Annotated in this window: 17 protein-coding genes; 13 read left to right on the forward strand and 4 right to left on the reverse strand. The window is 73.4% G+C overall.

Going from position 1 to position 18,883, the window contains the following annotated elements:
- Window positions 1–115: 115 nt before the first annotated feature.
- The 3 genes from ABZ794_RS17705 to ABZ794_RS17715 all read right to left on the reverse strand — a co-directional run bounded on the left by ABZ794_RS17705 (window position 116) and on the right by ABZ794_RS17715 (window position 2,650).
- On the reverse strand, window positions 116–928 hold the full coding sequence (locus tag ABZ794_RS17705) for an ABC transporter permease (protein WP_357516293.1): 813 nt from the start codon (window positions 926–928) through the stop codon (window positions 116–118).
- The gene (locus ABZ794_RS17710; RefSeq protein ID WP_210785386.1) at window positions 925–1,860 is read right to left on the reverse strand and encodes an ATP-binding cassette domain-containing protein; all 936 of its coding nucleotides are present in this window, start codon (window positions 1,858–1,860) and stop codon (window positions 925–927) included. Before ABZ794_RS17710 ends, ABZ794_RS17705 begins: the two co-directional genes overlap by 4 nt.
- 142 nt (window positions 1,861–2,002) lie before the next feature.
- Window positions 2,003–2,650, reverse strand: a complete 648-nt coding sequence (locus ABZ794_RS17715) for a hypothetical protein (RefSeq protein ID WP_238688485.1) — start codon at window positions 2,648–2,650, stop codon at window positions 2,003–2,005.
- 159 nt (window positions 2,651–2,809) lie between these two features.
- Here ABZ794_RS17715 and ABZ794_RS17720 point away from each other — a divergent pair, with 159 nt between their 5' ends.
- The 9 genes from ABZ794_RS17720 to ABZ794_RS17760 all read left to right on the forward strand — a co-directional run bounded on the left by ABZ794_RS17720 (window position 2,810) and on the right by ABZ794_RS17760 (window position 12,163).
- Complete coding sequence (locus ABZ794_RS17720) at window positions 2,810–3,583, forward strand: GNAT family N-acyltransferase (RefSeq protein ID WP_210785384.1); 774 nt, start codon at window positions 2,810–2,812, stop codon at window positions 3,581–3,583.
- On the forward strand, window positions 3,580–4,518 hold the full coding sequence (locus ABZ794_RS17725) for a lysophospholipid acyltransferase family protein (protein ID WP_357516295.1): 939 nt from the start codon (window positions 3,580–3,582) through the stop codon (window positions 4,516–4,518). Before ABZ794_RS17720 ends, ABZ794_RS17725 begins: the two co-directional genes overlap by 4 nt.
- A gap of 124 nt (window positions 4,519–4,642) precedes the next feature.
- Window positions 4,643–5,467 carry a DUF4097 family beta strand repeat-containing protein gene (locus ABZ794_RS17730; RefSeq protein ID WP_210785382.1) on the forward strand — a complete coding sequence of 275 codons (825 nt, stop codon included), beginning with the start codon at window positions 4,643–4,645 and terminating at the stop codon, window positions 5,465–5,467.
- The gene (locus ABZ794_RS17735) at window positions 5,464–6,075 is read left to right on the forward strand and encodes a PadR family transcriptional regulator (protein WP_357516297.1); all 612 of its coding nucleotides are present in this window, start codon (window positions 5,464–5,466) and stop codon (window positions 6,073–6,075) included. The genes ABZ794_RS17730 and ABZ794_RS17735 overlap by 4 nt, the downstream gene beginning before the upstream one ends.
- A gap of 86 nt (window positions 6,076–6,161) precedes the next feature.
- Window positions 6,162–6,863, forward strand: a complete 702-nt coding sequence (locus ABZ794_RS17740; protein WP_030336721.1) for a response regulator transcription factor — start codon at window positions 6,162–6,164, stop codon at window positions 6,861–6,863.
- Window positions 6,860–8,422 (forward strand): HAMP domain-containing sensor histidine kinase, encoded by a 1,563-nt coding sequence (locus tag ABZ794_RS17745; protein WP_238688487.1) that lies wholly within the window; start codon window positions 6,860–6,862, stop codon window positions 8,420–8,422. The genes ABZ794_RS17740 and ABZ794_RS17745 overlap by 4 nt, the downstream gene beginning before the upstream one ends.
- 62 nt (window positions 8,423–8,484) lie before the next feature.
- Window positions 8,485–10,110 (forward strand): trypsin-like peptidase domain-containing protein, encoded by a 1,626-nt coding sequence (locus ABZ794_RS17750; RefSeq protein ID WP_357516299.1) that lies wholly within the window; start codon window positions 8,485–8,487, stop codon window positions 10,108–10,110.
- Window positions 10,111–10,287: 177 nt separating this feature from the next.
- A complete protein-coding gene (locus ABZ794_RS17755) occupies window positions 10,288–10,959 on the forward strand; it encodes a BON domain-containing protein (protein ID WP_357516301.1) in 672 nt (223 codons plus the stop codon).
- Between the two features lie 148 nt (window positions 10,960–11,107).
- Window positions 11,108–12,163 carry a glycosyltransferase family 4 protein gene (locus ABZ794_RS17760; protein WP_247669860.1) on the forward strand — a complete coding sequence of 352 codons (1,056 nt, stop codon included), beginning with the start codon at window positions 11,108–11,110 and terminating at the stop codon, window positions 12,161–12,163.
- A gap of 18 nt (window positions 12,164–12,181) precedes the next feature.
- Here the strand turns inward: ABZ794_RS17760 and ABZ794_RS17765 are convergent, their stop codons facing one another.
- Complete coding sequence (locus ABZ794_RS17765; protein ID WP_357516303.1) at window positions 12,182–13,690, reverse strand: protein kinase; 1,509 nt, start codon at window positions 13,688–13,690, stop codon at window positions 12,182–12,184.
- Window positions 13,691–13,846: 156 nt separating this feature from the next.
- Between ABZ794_RS17765 and ABZ794_RS17770 the strand changes: the two genes are divergently transcribed.
- The 4 genes from ABZ794_RS17770 to ABZ794_RS17785 form a co-directional block, all read left to right on the forward strand.
- The gene (locus ABZ794_RS17770) at window positions 13,847–14,680 is read left to right on the forward strand and encodes a patatin-like phospholipase family protein (RefSeq protein ID WP_210785375.1); all 834 of its coding nucleotides are present in this window, start codon (window positions 13,847–13,849) and stop codon (window positions 14,678–14,680) included.
- Window positions 14,680–15,684 (forward strand): 1-acyl-sn-glycerol-3-phosphate acyltransferase, encoded by a 1,005-nt coding sequence (locus ABZ794_RS17775; protein WP_238688491.1) that lies wholly within the window; start codon window positions 14,680–14,682, stop codon window positions 15,682–15,684. The genes ABZ794_RS17770 and ABZ794_RS17775 overlap by 1 nt, the downstream gene beginning before the upstream one ends.
- Before the next feature lie 21 nt (window positions 15,685–15,705).
- On the forward strand, window positions 15,706–16,026 hold the full coding sequence (cutA, locus tag ABZ794_RS17780) for a divalent-cation tolerance protein CutA (protein WP_091406014.1): 321 nt from the start codon (window positions 15,706–15,708) through the stop codon (window positions 16,024–16,026).
- A 48-nt stretch (window positions 16,027–16,074) separates the two neighbouring features.
- Window positions 16,075–18,883 (forward strand): hypothetical protein (locus ABZ794_RS17785; protein ID WP_357516305.1); only part of this gene is annotated, 2,809 nt, incomplete at its 3' end.

An 18,883-nucleotide genomic window follows, 5' to 3' on the forward strand; every position in this document is an offset into this window, starting at 1 on the left:
GCGCGCACCGTGTCGAGCTGGTAACACCCCGGCCCTCGCGCGGCCGGTCACCGATGGTGAGGCCCGACCCCGGGGCGGTCAGCCTGTCGTCGCCGCCCCGGAGTCGCAGACGCCATCAGGCGATGTCGCGCCGCCGGGTGAGCAGGACTCCGGCGATTCCGCTGACCAGCGCGTAGCCGATCAGCACCAGGGCCCCGACCCACCAGGACGGGGTGAACTCCGAGGTGCCCTCCGTGATCATGACCTGGGATGCCACAGCGGGCCAGATCACCTGCCACTTGAGCACCGCCTGGCTGTCGAGCACGTTCGACAGGAGCAGGAACAGCAGACCCACCACCTGGGTGCCGATCAGATAGAGCACCGCCGCCGTGATCACCGCACCGAGCTGGTTGGTGATCAGCGTGCCGATGCCCACCCCGAGGATCGTCCAGATCGCGTAGGCCAGCAGGTTGAACAACAGCGCCCGCTGCACCGGCCACTCACCGAGCTGAGTGCCGTAGTCGTTGGCGGCCAGGAAGATCGCGCCGGCGGCCAGGTCGATGAGCGTGGTCGCCAGCCAGAACATGAAGCCGAGCAGGCTGGCGGCGACGAGCTTGCTGACGATGACCGACGTTCGCCGGGGAGTCGTCAGGAACGTCGTGGTCGCGGTCTGGTGGAAGAACTCGTTGGTGACCATCAGGATGCCGATGAGCATCACGAACATCAGCCCGAGGTACTGGCCCGAGGTGTAGAGGTTCGCCGCCTGCGCCGGCGCGGTGGCCTGCTCGGCGCTGACGCCGATTTCCTCGGCGTCGCCGCCGAGCGTCGTGACGGCCAACCACGCGTTGATCGCGAACGCCAGGGCGATCGAGAGGAACGCGCCGAGGGCCAGCCACCACCAGGTGCTGGTGGTACGGATCTTGAGTAGCTCGGATCGGACCAGGTTCATCGGATGCCCGCCTTTCCGGCCGTCAGCTCCAGGAAGACCCGTTCCAGATCGGGCCGTTCGGTGGTCAGTTCGTGCAGCTCGACCCCGGCCGCGAGGGCGGACCGGCCGATCGTCGGGGCGTCCACCCCGCCGACCAGCAGCACACCCTGCTCGTCGGTCTCGATGGTCGCCGACTGCGCCTTGAGGGCGGCGGTCAACGCCTCGGCCTGCGGGGTGCGGACCCGGACCCGGGCGCCCTGGGCCATCGACCCGAGCACCTGGTCGACCGGTCCCTGCCGGACCAACTGCCCGGCCGCGATGATCACCACGTCGTCGGCGAGGAGCTGCATCTCCGACAGCAGGTGGCTGGAGACCAGCACCGTACGACCCTCGTGGGCGAGGTTCTTGAGGAACCCACGCATCCACCGGATGCCCTCCGGGTCCAGCCCGTTGGCCGGCTCGTCGAGGATCAGCACGCGGGGGTCACCGAGCATCGCGGCGGCGATGCCGAGCCGCTGCTTCATGCCCAGCGAGTAACCCTTGAACTTGCGCTTCGCCGCCGGGGTGAGCCCGACCAGGGCCAACGCCTCGTCGGCCCGCTGCTTGGGCAGCCCGGCCGCCGCGCAGATGACCCGAAGGTGGTTGATACCGGTGCGGCCCTTGTGCGCGCTGGACGCCTCCAGCACCGCGCCGACCTGCCGCAGCGGGTTGGCGAGGTCGACGTACCGCTGGCCGCTGATGGTGGCCGTGCCGGCGGTCGGCGTGACCAGATTCAGCAGCATGCGCAGCGTGGTGGTCTTGCCTGCGCCGTTCGGGCCGAGGAAGCCAGTCACCCGTCCCGGCGCCACGGTGAAGGACAGGTTGTTCACCGCCCGGACGTTCTTGTACTGCTTCGTCAGACCGGACACCACGATCTGACCGTCGCTGGTGGGGCTTCGCTGCCCGTCAGTCATCGTTCTCCTCCCGTGTGTGGCGTCGAGGTACGCCGTGGCACAGCGTGACGGCCCGTGGCAACAAGGTCAATCAGGCGCGGTCGGTACGTTTGCCTCCGTCGCGGGGTGGAGGCGACTCATCCCTGCGGACTACGGCAGGGGTTCAGCGGGCGATCCAGGTTGCCCGCGCCGCGCCGAGCAACGACCCGTCCGGGCCGTACAGGCTGGTGTGCACGAGCGCCTTGCGCCCTTCGACGCGCAGCAACGCCCCGGTCACCACGCACTCGTCGCCCGGCCCGGGCAGCGCCGCGACCACTGCGGCGATCCGCCCCAGCAGGTACGGGCGGCCCGGCGCGAGCACCGCCCAACCGCCGGGGCAGTCCAGCGCGGCCCAGACCGTGGCCGCGCTGACCTGTTCGGGCGCGCGGAACGGCGCGGCGGTCCGGCCGTCGGGCAGCCGGCCGGGGAAGATCCGCAGCCCGTCGGCCCGCTGCGGCCCGCAGACATAACAGCTGGGGAACGGATGCTCGACCAGGCCGGGGTAGCGGGCCGCGGCGGCCACCGCCGTCTCCAGGTCGACCGGGGGTACGACGGCATCGAGCACCCCGGCCGGGCGCACCTCGGCCACCAGTTCGCCGGCCGGGTCCCGGACCTCGCCGTCGGCCAGAGTCAGCTCGGTCTCCAGCGGTGGTGGCCGGCGCAGCGTCACCTCGACCGGCTCGCTGCCGCCCGCCTCGGCGGCGAAGATCCCCGCGCTCCAGCCGCCGTTGCCGGAACCGGCGGGCCCGTTGTAGCGGGTTTCGATGCGCATCCTCGACCTCCGGTGGTGCGTGTCGGCGCCGTCGCCGGCCTGGTCCGGCAGCCTCGCACGGTCTGCGCCGGGCGTCGCTAGCGGTCTCGCCTGCCGGCGTTCATCCGATCGACACCAGTGGTCCCCGTGAATGGCAACCCGGGCACCTACACAGATCCCATGGCCGTTCTGCATGCCGCTGGCGCACCCCTGAAGACCAGCGGATACACCCTGCTGATCGCCGACGACCCCACCCAGGTCGCGGCCGCGCAACGCCTGCGCCACGAGGTGTTCGCCACCGAACTCGGCGCCACCCTCCTTCCCGGCGAGGCCGGGTTGGACGTGGACCCCTTCGACGCGTACTGCGACCACCTGATCGTCCGCGAGGACAGCACCGGCGAGGTGGTCGGCACGTACCGGCTGCTGCCGCCGGGGCGCACCAGCCGGCGCTACGCCGAGGACGAATTCGACCTGAGGCCGCTCGACCCGCTCCGCGACGACCTGGTCGAGGCGGGCCGCTCCTGCGTGCACCCGGACCACCGCTCCGGCGCGGTGATCAACCTGATGTGGGCCGGCATCATCCGGTACCTGCACCTGCGCGGCTCCCGCTGGCTCGGCGGCTGCGCCTCGGTGCCGGTGGCTGACGGCGGGCGGACGGTGGCCGAGGTGTGGAGCCAGGCCCGGGCCCGGCACCTGTCGCCGCCGCCGCTGCGGGTCCGCCCGTTGCGGCCCTGGTTCACCGAGGCGGCTGCCGCCGGCCCGGTCGCCGCTGCCCCGGCCGGGCGGGTGACGGTTCCGCCGCTGCTGCGTGGCTACCTCCGGCTCGGCGCGTGGATCTGCGGCGAGCCTTCGTACGACAGCGACTTCGGGTGCGCGGACTTCTACGTCCTCTTCTCCCTGGACCGGATGAACCCGCGCTACCTGCGGCACTTCCTGGGCGGTGAGCAGCGGTGACCGCCGTGCCGCGCGACCTGTGGCGGCCCTCCTCGGGCTGCGACGACGACTGCCTGCCGGCGGCCGGCGAGGTGCCCACGGTGCCGGTGGCCCGCCGGGTGCTCCGGCTGGTCGCCGCGCTCGGCATGCTGCTGGCCGGGATCCCCGTGGTGGCGCTGCTGCCGGTGCTGCCCAGTCGGGAAGGCAAGGCGCTGCTCAGCGGCTGGGCGCGGGCCACCGCGCGCGCCTTCGGCGTCCGCCTCGTGGTCCGGGGTCGGTTGCCCCGGCGGCGCGCGCTGCTGGTCGCGAACCATGTCTCCTGGCTGGACATCCTCGCGGTGCTGGCGGTCGCGCCCACCCGGATGGTGGCGAAACGGGAGGTCCGCTCCTGGCCGGTGGTCGGACTGCTGGCCGCGGCGGCGGGCACTGTCTTCGTGGACCGCGCCCGGCCGCTGGCGCTGCCGAGGACCGTCGCCCGGGTGGCCGACGCGCTGCGCGCCGGGCGGTCGGTGGCGGTCTTTCCGGAGGGTACGACGTGGTGTGCCGGGAACGGTGCCACCGACTGCCGCCCCGGCGGTGGGTTCCGGCCCGCGACGTTCCAGGCGGCCATCGACACGGGCAGCCCGGTGGTTCCGTTGCGGCTCACCTATCGCTGCACGGCCACCGGGTCGACCACCACGGCGGCCGCCTTCCTGGGTGCGGACACCCTGCTGCGCTCGGTGGCACGGGTGGTCGCGGCGCGGGAGCTGGTGGTCTCGGTGACGATCGCCGCTGCGCTGCACCCGGCCCGTGACGCCGACCGGCGGTTGCTGGCCCGGGCCGCCGAGTCGGCCGTACACCTGGTGCCGACGGTGGGTGCCGTGGCGCGGGCCCGGCTGCGGCCGGTGCCGACGGTGACCCCGGTCGTTCCCGGGCCGGCTCCGCTCGTCGATCGGGAGCTGGACCTGGCGGCCTGAGGGGAGCACGCCGAGCGCCGAGCCGGCGACCAACTCGCGACCTGTCTTGTGGTGTCGCGATGTATCGCGTTACATTCTCCTCCTGTTCGGCGTGCCTCCCGCGCGTCGTCGAGAGGGGGACGCCATGGCCGGATGGACGGTCGAGAGCCCGCAACGGCTCACAGTGGACACTCCGGTCGTCCGGCTGGACGTTCGACTGATCAGTGGGCGGCTCAACGTGGTCGCCACCGACGGGCCGACCCGGATCGACGTGACCCAGGTCGGCCGTCGGCCGGTCCTGATCGACCACACCGACGGTCGGCTCAGCATCCGTCAGGAGCGCGGTCGGGGCTGGTCGGACGTCCTGCGCTGGTTCCGGATGATCCACCGCTATCCCCGGGTGGACGTATCCGTCGCCGTACCCGCCGACGTCCTCGCCGATCTGGGTCTGGTCGCGGGCTCGTTGGTCGCCTCCGGCCTGCGCCGGCAGACCACCGCCAACGTCGTCGCCGGCCAGATCACCCTGATGGGGCTGCGCGGCAGCACCTCCGCGAAGCTCACCTCGGGGCCGGTGGAGGCGCTCGGCGTCCGCGGCGACCTCACAGTGGAGACGGTCTCCGGGGAGGTGATCCTCGCCGACAGCGCCGCCGACCGGGTACGGGCACAGACCGTCTCCGGCGCCATCACCTGCGACCTGGACAACCCCCGGCGCAGCGAGATCCGGTTGACCACCATCTCGGGCAGCATCACCGTTCGGGTCCGCGCCGACAGCGACCTCGCCGTTCAGCTGAACACCGCCTCCGGCCGGATCACCAGCGGCTTTCCGCAGCTGCGCACCTCGACGTTCCCACTGCCCAGCAGCGAGGGGGTGCTCGGCGCCGGCGAAGGTAAGCTCTGGGCTTCCGCGACCTCGGGGAGCATCGCCCTGCTCGCCCGAGCCGTCGACGACGATGGGGAGGAGCTGCCGTGACCGCCGTGTTCAGCCACGGGCGGCTCCGGCTCTACCTGCTCAAGCTCCTCGACGACGGCCCGAAGCACGGCTACGAGCTGATCCGCCTGCTGGAGGACCGGTTCCTCGGGCTGTACGCGCCCAGCGCCGGCACCATCTACCCCCGCCTGCAACGGCTGGAGGTCGAGGGTCTGGTCAGCCACACCGCGGCCGGCGGCCGCAAGACGTACGACATCACCGACGCCGGCCGGGCCGAGCTGCGTCAGCGGGCCGCTGAGTTGACCGCCCTGGAAACGGACATCGCGGCCTCCGTGGCGGACCTCTCCAGCCTGGCCGGCGAGATCCGCAGCGAGGTACGCGGATCGGCACGCGACCTCAAGCGGGAGTTGAGCGAGGCCACCCGGCAGACCCGACGGGCCCGGTGGGAGGCGCCCGCACCGCAGCCCAGGCCGGCGTCGACCACCGGGCCGCAGGCCGAGCTGCGCGACGAACTCGACAAGCGGCTGGCCGCGTTCACCGCCGAGGTGGGCCGGCTGATGCACGCCCGACAGTTCAGTGACACCCAGCTGCGCACCGCGATCCGGCTGCTCGACGGCGCCCTGGACGGGTTGCGTCGGCTGCTGCGCTGACCGGCGTCGCCGGATGGTCAGCGACTCACAGCCTTTTTCCAGGAAGCGTCCAGCGCTGGCGCAGTGACGTCACCGATGATGGGCACATGCCCGCTACCCAGACCGAGGCGCGACTGCTTGTCGTCGAGGACGACCCCAACATCCTCGAACTGCTCTCCGCGAGCCTGCGGTTCGCGGGCTTCGACGTGGCAACCGCGACAAGTGGAAGCGCGGCGCTGAACGCCGCCAAGGACCACCGGCCCGACCTGGTGGTGCTTGACGTGATGCTCCCCGACCTGGACGGCTTCGAGGTCATCCGGATGCTCCGCGAGGGCGGCACGCGTACCCCGGTGGTGTTCCTGACCGCCCGGGACGCCACCGACGACAAGATCCGTGGGCTGACCCTGGGCGGCGACGACTACGTCACGAAGCCGTTCAGCCTGGAGGAGCTGACCGCGCGGATCCGCGCCGTGCTGCGCCGCACCACTACCGGCGAGCAGGCCCCGTCCCGGCTCACCTTCGCCGACCTGGAGTTGGACGAGGAGACCCACGAGGTGCACCGGGCCGGTCAGCGGGTGCAACTCTCGCCGACCGAGTTCAAGCTGCTGCGGTACCTGATGCTCAACGCCAACCGGGTGCTGTCCAAGGCGCAGATCCTCGACCACGTCTGGAACTACGACTTCCGGGGCGACGACAACATCGTCGAGTCCTACATCTCCTACCTGCGGCGCAAGGTCGACACCACCCAACCCCGGCTGATCCACACTCTTCGCGGTGTCGGGTACGTCCTGCGCAAGCCGGCGGCGTGAACGCGGTCCAGCAGGCGAAGGGACGGGTGCGGGGCGTCCCACTGCGGATCAAACTGGTCGCCTCGGTGCTCGCGCTCGTCTCCGGCGCGCTGGTGGTGATCAGTGTTTCGACCGCGTACTTCCTGCACAACTATCTGGTCGACCAGATAGACCTTGAGCTGCGTGACTCGGCGGGCCGGATTCAGTCCATGATGCCCTCATCGAATGTCGTCTCGCTGCCCAGCGACTACGTGGTCGTGCTGACCAGCCCGACCACCGGCCAGGTGAAGGACTTCGCGTACGACAAGTCCCGCTTCACGGCGGCGGATCTGCCGCCGTGGCCGAGCGACGCTGCCGGTTTCGAGGTGCAGGAAAAGGCCCAGGACGGCAAGCCGCGCACCGTCCGCGCGCGGGACAGTTCGCTGCGCTGGCGAATGCTCTACACCGAGCTGCCGAACGGCCAGATGGCGGCGATCGGCGAACACCTGACCGATGTCGACCTCGCCGTGAAACGGCTGGCCTGGATCGACCTGCTGGTCGGGGGGTCAGTGCTGATCATGCTGGCCTCGGTCGGCGCGGCGATCGTCCGGACCAGCCTCAAGCCCCTCGTCGAGATCGAACAGACCGCCGCGGCGATCGCCGGCGGTGATCTGACCCGCCGGGTGCCCGACCCGGAGGAGGGACAGGCCGAGCCGACCTCGGAGCTGGGCCGGCTATCCCGTGCGCTGAACGCGATGCTCACCCAGATCGAGGCGGCGTTCACTGCCCGAGCCGCGTCGGAGACCTCGGCCCGATGGGCGGAGAGCGCCGCCCGGGACGCCGCCGCCGCCGCTCAGGCGTCCGAGGCGCGGGCCATCCGCTCCGAGGAGCGGATGCGGCAGTTCGTCGCCGACGCCTCGCACGAGCTGCGGACTCCGCTCACCACCATTCGTGGCTTCGCCGAGCTGTACCGGCAGGGTGCGGCCCGTGCGCCGGAACAGACCGCCGGCCTGCTGCGCCGGATCGAGGACGAGGCGGCCCGGATGGGGCTGCTGGTGGAGGACCTGCTGCTGCTCGCCCGGTTGGACATGGAACGGCCGCTCTCGCTGACCCCGGTGGAGCTGCCGGTGCTCGCCTCCGACGCGGTGCAGGCCGCCCGGGCGATGGCACCGGACCGGCGGATCGAGCTGGAGATCGCGCCCGAATCCGGCCCGCTCGTCGTCTCCGCCGACGACGCGCGGCTACGGCAGGTGATCGGCAACCTGGTCACCAACGCGCTCACCCACACCCCGGCGGAGGCCGAAGTCCGGGTACGGCTGCGCGCCGAACCGGGTGGCTTCGCCGTTGTGGAGGTGGCCGACACCGGTCCCGGCCTCTCGGCCGAGCAGGCGGAACGCGTCTTCGAACGGTTCTACCGGGCCGACGCGGCCCGTACCCGGCGGGCCGACGGCAACACCGGCACCGGCCTCGGCCTGGCCATCGTGGCCGCCTTGGTCGCCGCCCATCACGGTTCGGTCGAGGTGGCCGAGACGCCCGGCGGCGGGGCCACGTTCCGGGTTCGGCTGCCACTGCTGCCGCAGGTCGACGGAGCGGGCGAGTGACTTTCAGCCAACTTCCAGGACGGTTCCAGGTTGATTGCAGTGCCGGAGGAGAAGGTAGTGCCATGACCGAGTTCGAGTCCGACCCGCAGCGCCGGCCGGCCCCCACCGACGCCGAGCCGTCGCACCCCACCGCCGAGCTGCCGCGCGACGAGCGCGTGCAGTCCGACTCCCCGACCACCCCCGTACCGGTCGTCTCGACCGGCGGCGACCCGACGGTCGCCTCCACCACCGGTGACGCGGAGACCACCGCCGCCACGCCGGTCGGGTACCCCGGCTCCGCCGCGCCCGCCGGCCAGCCGACCGCCGCTCAGCCGACCGGGTACGAGCCGTCGACCGGCTACGAGCGCCCGGCCGCCGCCGCGTCCGCGCCGCCCTACCCGGTCTCCGGTCACCCGGCGCCCGGCCAGCCCGGCTACCCGCAGCCGGCCGCCGGCCACTACCCGGGTGCCCCCTGGTACCCGGGCCAGCAGTCCGGCTGGGCCGGCGGGGGCCAGCCGGGCATGGCGTACGCCCAGCACCAGCAGCACCCCGGGCAGCACGCCCAGCACCCCGGGCAGCACCCGCACCACCCGGGCCAGCCGGTCCCGCCGTGGGGCCCGCAGGTCGCGCCGCCCGGCAGCGGCCCCCGGCCGGGTCGGATCGCCAAGTTCGCCGGTGCCGGTGTCGCGGTGTTCGCCCTGATGCTCGGTTCCGGCGTGGCTGGTGGGGCACTCGCGCTCGCCCTCGACGGCGACGGCGGTGGCATCACCCGTACCTACTCCGCGGCTCCGGTGATCAATGGCGCCGATCTGCCGAAGATCGCCGCGTCGGTGCAGGACAGCGTCGTCTCGATCACCACCGGCAGCGGTGAGGGCTCCGGGGTGGTGCTCAGCGCCGACGGATACGTGCTGACAAACAACCACGTTGTCGCGTCCGCCGCCGGCGACGCCGTGCGGGTGGTCTTCGCCGACGGCAAGACCGCCGACGCGAAGATCATCGGCACCGACCCGAAGACCGACCTGGCCGTGGTGAAGGCCAACGGGGTGAGCGACCTCAAGCCGGCCAAGTTCGGCGACAGCGACGCCATGCAGGTCGGCGACCAGGTGCTCGCCCTGGGCAGCCCGCTCGGTCTGCAGGGTTCGGTGACCTCGGGCATCCTCAGCGCCCGGGACCGCACCATCCGGGCCGGTGAGGGTCAGCCGCAGGACCCGACCCAGCAGCAGGGCCAGCCGGTCAGCTCGATCTCCGGGCTGCTCCAGACGGACGCCCCGATCAACCCCGGCAACTCCGGCGGCGCCCTGGTCAACACTCGGGGTGAGGTGATCGGCGTCAACACCGCCATCGCGACCTCCGGGCAGAGCACCGGCAACATCGGTGTCGGGTTCGCCATCCCCAGCAACAAGGCCAAGGACGTCGCGGGCAAGCTCCAGCGTGGCGAGAAGGTCAGCCACCCGTCGCTCGGAGTCGGCGTCAACCAGGCCGAGGGCGGCGGGGCCCTCGTCGCGTCGGTCACCCCGGGCAGCCCGGCGGAGAAGGCCGGCCTCCAGCGCGGCGACGTCGTCACCCGGTTCGGCGACAAGCCCGTCAACGACTCGGACGACCTGGTGGGCGCGGTGCAGGCCGGCAAGGTCGGCGACCGGGTCGAGGTGCAGTTCAAGCGCAACGGTGTCGAGAAGACGGAGACCGTGACACTCGCCGAGACGTCCTGACCAGCTGTCTGAACCTGCTTCCTCCCTCCGGCGGCGGGTGGCGGGGCCGAGGGGGTCGGCTCCGTCACCCGCCGCTTTTTTCCGCCCGGACGGCGGTTCACCCGGATCGGGTGAACCGCCGTCACCCGTCCGCCCGGCAGTTTCGGAGGGCGACGACCGGAACCGGGGGTAGGTGCCATGACCGAGGTGGTGGGTGTCCGCGACGACCAGCGGATCCAACGCGACGTTCTGGCCGAGCTGGCCTGGGACGCCCGGCTGCAACCGAACGAGATCGGGGTGACCGTCGACCAGGGCGTGGTCACCCTGACCGGATTCGTGGACGGTGCCGCGCGCGGCTGGGCCGCGACGCGGTGTGCGCAGCGGGTTCGCGGCGTACGGGCGGTGGCCGACGAGATGGAGGTGCGGCTGCCCGGCACTCCGGGGCGTACCGACGCCGAGGTCGCCACCGCCGCCACCCGCGCCTTGGAGTGGGACAGCTTCGTACCCGCCGAACGGCTGGACGTGACAGTGGCAAACGGCTGGCTGATGCTGCGCGGTGAGGTCGAGTTCGGGTGGCAGCGGCGGGCCGCCGAGGGCGAGGTGCGCCGGCTCGACGGCGTACGGGGGATCACCAACCTGATCGAGGTACGCCCCGCGGCGCCACCGGCCGCCGAGCGGCTGCGACGCGACGTCCAGCGGGCGCTGCTGCGCACGCTCGGCGGCGAGCGGGTGACAGTCGAGGTGGACGGCGACACGCTGGTCCTCGCCGGTGTGGTCCGTTCCTGGTGGGAACGCGATCAGGTCGAGCGGGTGGCGTGGTCCGCGCCCGGGGTGCGGGTGGTCCACGACCAACTCCTGGTGGGCGGGTGATCGTCCGCCATGTCCGGTTTACCTGGGACGCCACCGGGAAACCGCCGCCGACCGGCGGTGCCGCCGCACCGGGGAGCAACGGGGAGGACTCGTGGCCGTGAACCACTCGCCTGCGGTCCGCCCCGAGGAGCGGTCGCTGCGCATCGCGATGGTGGTTCCGCCGTGGTTGTCCGTACCGCCACCCGGCTACGGCGGCCTCGAACAGGTCGTCGCCGCCCTGGTTGACGCGCTCTGCGGGCAGGGGCACTCGGTGACCCTGTTCGGCGCCGGCGATGACCACGGCACGGCGGCCGACGGCTTCGTCTCCACGGTGGCCGAGGTCCAGTACGAGCGGCTCGGCGAGTCACTGCCCGAGCTGGCCCACCTGGCCAGGGTGAATCGGCTGATCAGCCCGGCCGACTTCGACGTGATCCACGACCACACCACGATCGGTCCGCTGGTCGCCGGCCGTCGGGCCGTGCCGACTGTCGCCACAGTGCACGGCAACCCCGTCGGGGAGTACGGCGACGTGCTGAGCGACATCGACGCGGGCGTCGCACTCGTGGCCATCTCGCACGCCCAGCGCCGGCTGAACCCGAACCTGCCCTGGGCCGGCACTGTGCACAACGCGCTCGACATCCGCGGCTTCCCGCGCAAGCACACGCCCGGCGCGGGGCCGGTGCTGTGGCTGGCCCGGTTCAGCCCGGACAAGGGCCCGGACACCGCCATCCGGGCGTGCCGGGCGGCCGGACTGCCCCTGCTGTTGGCCGGCAAGTGCAACGAGCCGGCCGAGCGCCGCTACTACGAGCAGGTCGTCGCGCCGATGGTCGACGAGGACGTGACAGTCGTGCTCAACGCGGACCGCGCGACGACGCTGCGGATGCTTGTCGACGCGCGCTGCCTGATCATGCCGATCCAGTGGGACGAGCCGTTCGGCATGGTGATGCTTGAGGCGATGGCCACCGGCACGCCGGTGGTGGCGCTCAACCGGGGTGCGGTGCCGGAGCTGGTGCGGCCGGGGCTGACCGGGCTCGTCGTCGAGCGGTCGGAGGAGCTACCCGCGGCGTTGCTCGCGGCGGAGCGACTCGACCCGGAGGACTGCGTGGCGCACGTCGCCCGGAACTTCTCGGTCGAGCGGATGGCGAGCGGCTACGCCGAGGTCTATCGGCGCTTCGCCCTCGGCCGGCACGACGCCCGTGAGCCGGCCCGGGTGCCGGTGCGCTGACCCACCGGTGTCGCCGGGTCAGGCCCCGGTCGCGCCCAGCTCGGCGATGGCGGCGTCGAGCCGAGAGGCGTACGCCGGGCTGATGCCGCCCTCACCGAGACGGACGGCGACCTTCGCACGCAGCCGGGCCACCGGCGGCGCCAGCTCTTCGCGGCCGGAGCTGACCGCCACGGTCAGGTTGCGCAGCTCGTTGCGCAGGTCGAGGGCCACGTCGTCGCGGATCTCGCCGGCGCTCAGGCCGGAGCCGATCAACCCGTCGACGCGGTTCGCGACCTGGGTCAGGGTGCCCGGGTTCGAGGTGGGCGCTCCGGTGGTCGGCTTCGTCGACGGTGCAGCGGTCGGCGGGGACGACGTGATCGGCGCGGACGACTCGGGGGCCGGCGGCTCGGTCGACGGTGTCGTCACCGGCCCGGCGGAGGGTTGCGCCCGGCGGGTCGGTTGCTGTTCGGGCAGCAGGGCCACCCCGGCCAGGGTCACCCCGACGGCCAGCACCAGCAGCAACACCAACCGCCGACGCGACCAGCCCGACCCGGTCGCCGGCTCGCCCGCGTTGGAGGAGGTCGCGCCGTCCGAGGCGTCTCCGTGCTGTCGCTTTGCCGCCGGGACGCCGGCCGTCGCGACGGCGGGCGACTGTGGTGGCAGGGGCTGGGTCGGCACCCGGATGGTCGCCGTCGAGGGCTCGGCGGGCAGCGAGTGATCGCGGAGCGCGGTGGCGACCTGCCGGGCGGTCGGCCGATCGGCCGGGTTCCGGGCGAGGCTGCGCAGGCAGATCTGGGCCACCGGTGCGGGCAGTTCCGGTAGGTCGGCCAGCGTTGGCGGCGGACCACTGGCCAGCGCGGCGCTGAGCTGCTCCCAGGTGTCCGCCGGATACGGGACCCGGCCGGTGAGCGCCTCGTGCAGCAGCACGCCGAGTGAGTACACGTCGGTGGACGGTTGGGCCGGCGCGCCGTCGAGACGTTCCGGAGCGACGTACGCCGGGGTGCCGAAGGTCTCGCCGTCCTCGTCCTCGTCGGGCGCGCCGATCCGGGTGGCGATGCCGAAATCGAGCACCTTGACGCCCGTCCCGGTCATCATCACGTTGGCCGGGGTGATGTCCCGGTGCACGATGCCGAGCCGGTGCGCGGCGGCCAGCGCGTCCGCGACCTGCGCGCCCACCTGCACCGCCTCGGCCCAGGGCAGCGGCCCTTCGGTGAGCCGAAGCTTCAACTCCTCGCCGCTGAGCAGCTCCATCACCACGAACGAGGTGATCGAGCCGTCCGGGTCGACCGTCTCGCCGTAGTCGTGCACGGAGGTCAGGTGTGGGTGCACCAACTGGGCGGCGGCTCGTGCCTCCTCGCGCACCATCCCCCGGAACCGCGCGTCGGCGGCGAGTGACGGGGCGAGCACCTTGAGCGCGACCACCCGGTCCAGTACCTCGTCCCGGGCACGCCAGATGACCGACATGCCACCGGCGCCGATCTGGTCCAGAAGTCGATATCTGCGAGCCAGCAATCGGCCCGGATGCAGCGCTGCCTTCACGGATCGCACCTGCCTCAGGGGTGGGAGCGGTATCAGGTTGCGCGAATGCGTCCTGCCTGTCAACGCCGTCGCCACCGGCTGTCGACGGACGGTGCCTGCCGTGCGCCGACCGCCGGTCGACAGCGGCCCACTGGTCGGCGGCGGGCGCGTGCCAGGATGAGAGACATGGCGGGGGGACCGGTGGCGTTCGTGCTCGGCGGCGGGGGAGTGCTCGGCGCGGTAGAGGTCGGCATGTTGCGTGCCCTGTTCCGGGCCGGCATCCAACCCGACATGGTCCTCGGCACCTCGATCGGCGCGGTCAACGGCGCGCTGGTCGCCGCCGACCCGTCCGAGGCGGTGACCGACCGGCTGGTCCGGCTGTGGGCCTCACCGGAGGCGAGCGAGGTGTACGGCGACTCGGTCGCCCGGCAGCTACGCCGCTTCGCCGCCCGCACCCACCTGCACTCGCCCCGGCCGCTGCGCCGCCTGCTCGAGAACGAGCTGGGGGTGGACACCACCTTCGCCGACCTGCGGGTGCCGTTCCGGTGCTGCGCCGCCCACATCGAGCGGGCCGCCGAGCACTGGTTCGACAGCGGTCCGGTGGTGCCGGCGGTGATGGCGTCGGCCTCGGTGCCGGGCCTGCTTCCGCCGATGGAGATCGACGGCGCGCACTACGTGGACGGCGGCATCGTCAACTCCATCCCGATCGGCGAGGCCGTGGCCGTCGGCGCCCGCCGGATCTACGTCCTCCAGGTGGGTCGGATCGAACGGGAGCTGACCCCGCCCCGTCGGCCGTGGGAGATCGCGCAGGTCGCGTTCGAGATCTCCCGCCGGCACCGGTTCTTCCGGGAGATGGCGGCGTTGCCGGAGGGGGTGGAGGTGCACGTCCTGCCGACCGGCGGGCTCAACCCACGCGACGACACGCCGTGGGCGTACCGGGACATGGCGGCGGTGGGCCGGCGGATCAGCCGCGCGTACACCGCCTCCCGGCGCTACCTCGCCACCCACCTGGAGCGTTGATGCCGCTGCCTCCCCGGTGGCTGCGTCGGCTGCTGATCGCCCCCGCCGTCGTGCTGCTCGCCTTCCTCGTGGTCACCACGTTGCCGATCTGGGCGCTGCTCGCCGCGGCCGCGTCCCCGCTGGTCCCGGGCCGGTTGCGCCCGCTGCGACTGCTCTGGATCGGCTGCTTCTACCTGGTCTGGGACGCCGCCGCGCTGCTCGCGCTCTTCCTGCTCTGGGTCGTCTCCGGCTTCGGCTGGCGGGCCCGGTCCCCGGCCTTCCAGCGCGCGCACTACGTGCTGGCCGGCTGGTTCCTGCGGGTGCTGTTCTGGCAGGCACGCTGGACACTGCGCCTGAGCATCGACGTGGTGGGCACCGACCCGGACACGGCGCTGCCCGGCCGGCCCGAGCTGGTGCTCTGCCGGCACGCCGGGCCGGGCGACTCGTTCATCCTGATCCACGGGCTGGTCAACTGGTTCCACCGTGAGCCACGGATCGTCCTCAAGGACAGCCTCCAGTGGGATCCGGCGATCGACGTGCTGCTCAACCGTCTGCCCAACCGGTTCATCGCGCCGACCCCGGAGCGCGGCGAGGAGACGGTACGCCAGGTCGGGCACCTCGCCACCGGCCTGGACGACAACGACGCCTTCGTGATCTTCCCCGAGGGCGGCAACTTCACCCCCGGGCGACGGCTGCGCGCCATCGCCCGGCTGCGCTCCCTCGGCCTGGAAAGGATGGCCCTGCGCGCCGAGCGGATGCGCCACGTGCTCGCCCCGCAGCCCGGTGGGATGCTCGCCGCGCTGGACGCCGCACCGGGCGCCGGGGTCATCTTCGTCGCCCACACCGGGCTGGACCGGATGCTCACCGTCACCGACGTGTGGCGGGAACTGCCGATGGACAAGCGGATCGTGATGCGGTTCTGGTCGGTGCCGCCGGAGGACGTACCGACCGGACGGCAGGAACGCATCGACTGGCTCTTCGATTGGTGGGCGCAGATTGATGCCTGGATCGCGGCTAATCGGTAAATGTCCGCGTAGGGTGCGGGCGTGGACGAGATCTGCGTGGTGACAACGGTGGTGGACGCGCGTTCGGTCGCCGACGTGCTGGCGGCTGCGGCCGTCGCCGGCAGGCTCGCCGCCTGCGCCCAGGTGGGTGGTCAGGTGGACAGCACCTACTGGTGGCGGTCCGGGATGGAGACGAGCACCGAGTGGTCGGTGCAGTTCAAGACCGCACCGGATCGGCTCACCGCGTTGCTGGACCAGATCCGGGTCAGCCACCCGTACGAGGTGCCGGAGATCCTGGTGTCCAGGGTGGAGAGCGGCAACCCCGACTACGCCACCTGGGTGTACGAGCACACCCGATCCTGAGTACGCGCACTCTGGGTCGCACCCCGGTCGGTTGTCGATGATGACCGGGTGGACGACACCCGTTACCCCTGCCCCGCCTGCGGTGCACCGGCCGATCTGAGCGCCGGTTGCTCCGGCTGCCGCCGCGCGCCCGACCCGATCGCCGCTGAGGTGGTTCGGCTGAGCCGGGAGGTCGCCGAGCTTGAGCCGCAGGTGGAGCGGGCTCGCCGCACGTACACCGAGCTGGCCGGGCGGCTGTCGACCGTGTCCGGGCGGCGAGCCGAACTGGCCGCTGTCGTCCGTGCCGGGTTGGCGGCCTCGGTCGTGGCGCGCCCGGCGCCTGCCGTCGGCCCGGCGCCGTTCATCGGCCCGGGCCCCGGGGTCGCGACGGGTTCGCGGCCGGGCGCGGCGGAAACCTCGACCCGGACGGTCCAGGGCTTGCTCTTCGTCCTCGGTGGACTCCTGTTGGGCACCGCGGCGGTCGTGTTCACAGCGGTCGCCTGGGCGGCGGTGGGGGTCGCCGGACGGGCGTTGATCCTGGTGGCGTTCACCGCGCTCGCGCTGGGCGTACCGCTGTTGGCGGTCCGGCGAGGGCTGCGCGGTACGGCGGAGACCTTCGCCGCTGTGGGTTTGCTGCTGGTGGTGCTGGACGGTTACGCGGCCTGGTCGGTGGACCTGGCTGGCGTGGCCGGCTGGCCGGGCAGCCGGTACGCCGCGCTGGTCGGGGGGGCCAGCGCGGCGGTCGCCGTGGCGTACGGCCGGTGGAGCGGGTTGACGGGGCCCTGGTTCGCCGCCCTGGTGGCCGCCCAGCCGGTGTTGCCGCTGCTCGCCGCCGAGGCCGGGCTGGGTGCGGCGGGGTGGGCGTTGGTACTGCTCGGGGTGGCGTCGCTGAACCTGGCCGTGCTGGCCGCGCTGCGTGGCCGGGGAGGGGCGGCGCAGCTCGTCGGCCGGGTGCTGGCCGGCGCCGGTCACGTCGCCGCGCTGGTGGGCGCCTCGGCGTGCGCGGTGGTGCCGCTGGTCGGTGGGCGGGCGGGGGGCTCGCCACTGCTGGCCGGGGTGCCGCTGTTGCTGGTCGCGCTGACCGGGTTCGGTGCGGCCTGGCTCGTCGGGGGACGGGCGCTGCGGGCGGTGACGGCCGGGCTGCTGGTGCCGGTGCTCGCCGCCGCCCTGCTGCGTCCGGTGGCGGAGCTGAGGCCGTCCCTGCTGTTGCTCGCGGCGGCGACGGTGGCGCTGGGGATGGCCGCCGCCGTGCGGCTCCTGCCGGCGGCGGTGGACGGTGGCGGCGGTTGGCGGACCGGTCCGCGGGCCGGCGCGCTGGTCGTCGCGGGGGGCACGGCGCAGGTGACCGTGTTGATCACCATCGGGCTGGCGGTCGCCGCCGTCGGCCGGTCGCTGCCGCCCTGGGGCGGGGCCGGGACGGGGCCGGACCTGAGCTGGGGTTGGCAGCTGGCACCCGCTGTGGCGCTGGCGATCGGCGCCGCGGTGCTGCTGCTCCCTCGGAACACGCGGGCGGTGCTCGCCACGACCGGCGCGGTCGCCGTGCTGTTCGCCCTGCCCGCCGGCTGGGCGGCCTCCTGGCCTCAGGTGATGGCCATCGACCTGGTCGGCGGGGTCGCGCTGCTGCTCGCCGTGTTGGCCCGCCCGAGCACCCCGTCGGTCGCCCTGCGCACCCGTGCGCTCGGCGGCGCCGTCCTGCTCGGGCACGGGCTGCTCGTCGCCCTGGCCGCCCCGACCGGCGCCCTGGTGGCGCTCGGCGTGCTCGCCGTGGTCGGGCTGGCACTGGCCGTCCGACGGGGGACCGGCGCGTACCGGGAGGTGGCCGGTGCGGGCCTGCTGGTCGGGCAGCTCGCGCTGCCCGGGATCGCGGCCCTGGCGATGTTCGCCGTGGGCGGGCCGCCCTGGTGGCAGGCCCGGCTCGCGCTGGCCGCCGCCGGGCTGTCGCTGGTCGCGGCGCTCGCGGCCCGCCGCCACCGGGTGGAGCTGACCGGGTACGCGGTGACCGGCGCCGTCGCCGCGGTGACAGTGCCCGGCCTCGCGCCACTGGTCGGGGCGGGTGACGAGCCGCTCGCGCCGTACGCGGCGCTGGCCGCGCTGGGTGTCGCGTTCGTCGTCTACCTGCTGCCGTCGGCGAACGCCTCCGGCCAGGCGGCCCTCGGGGACCGGCCGGCGGCCGACGGGCGCGAATCGGCCCGGTCGGCGCTGTTGCTGGCGGCCGGCGGAACGCTGGCGGCGGTCGCCGTCCTGTCGGCCCTGCCGACGGTGCTGACCGCGCTCGGGTCGCCCTACGGCGGCGGGAACCGGGTGTGGTCGGGGGTGCCCACTGTCGTCGCCGACCCGACGGTGCTCCCGGTCGGGTTCGCGCTGGTCGTGCTGGCGGTGGCCGGCGCGCTGGCCGGTCGGCGGGTCGGCCTGCCGGTGCCGCCCGCGCTGCCGTTCGTCGCGGCGGCGCTGCCGGTGCTGCTCATCGCGGTCGGCGCGCCGTGGCCGGTGCTGCCGGCCGCCGTCCTGCTCGCCGGCCTGGCGGCGCTGCTGTTCACCGCGCTGGCCGCCGCCCGCCCGGCGCTCACGCCGGTCGCCGTGCCGGTGGGCGTGGTGCTGGTGGCCTCCGGTGTGCTCGGTCTGCTGGCCACCAGGGCCGGGACGCTCGCCGCCGAGGGGGCGCTGCTGGTGGCGGCGGTCGCGGTCGCCGCCGGGGCGCGACGGTTCGGGGTACGGGTCGCCGGCTGTCTCGCCGCCGTGGGCGCGGCGTCCGCGTTGGCGGTGACCGCCCCCCTCGCCGGTGGGCTGCCGTTGCGGGCCGCCGCGTACCCACTGCTGGCGGTGGCCGCGTTGGTGCTGGCCGCCGCGGCGGTCGCCCCGGCGCGGGTCCGGCTGGGAC

Source organism: Micromonospora sp. NPDC047187, from assembly GCF_040643355.1.
GTDB lineage: Bacteria > Actinomycetota > Actinomycetes > Mycobacteriales > Micromonosporaceae > Micromonospora > Micromonospora salmantinae.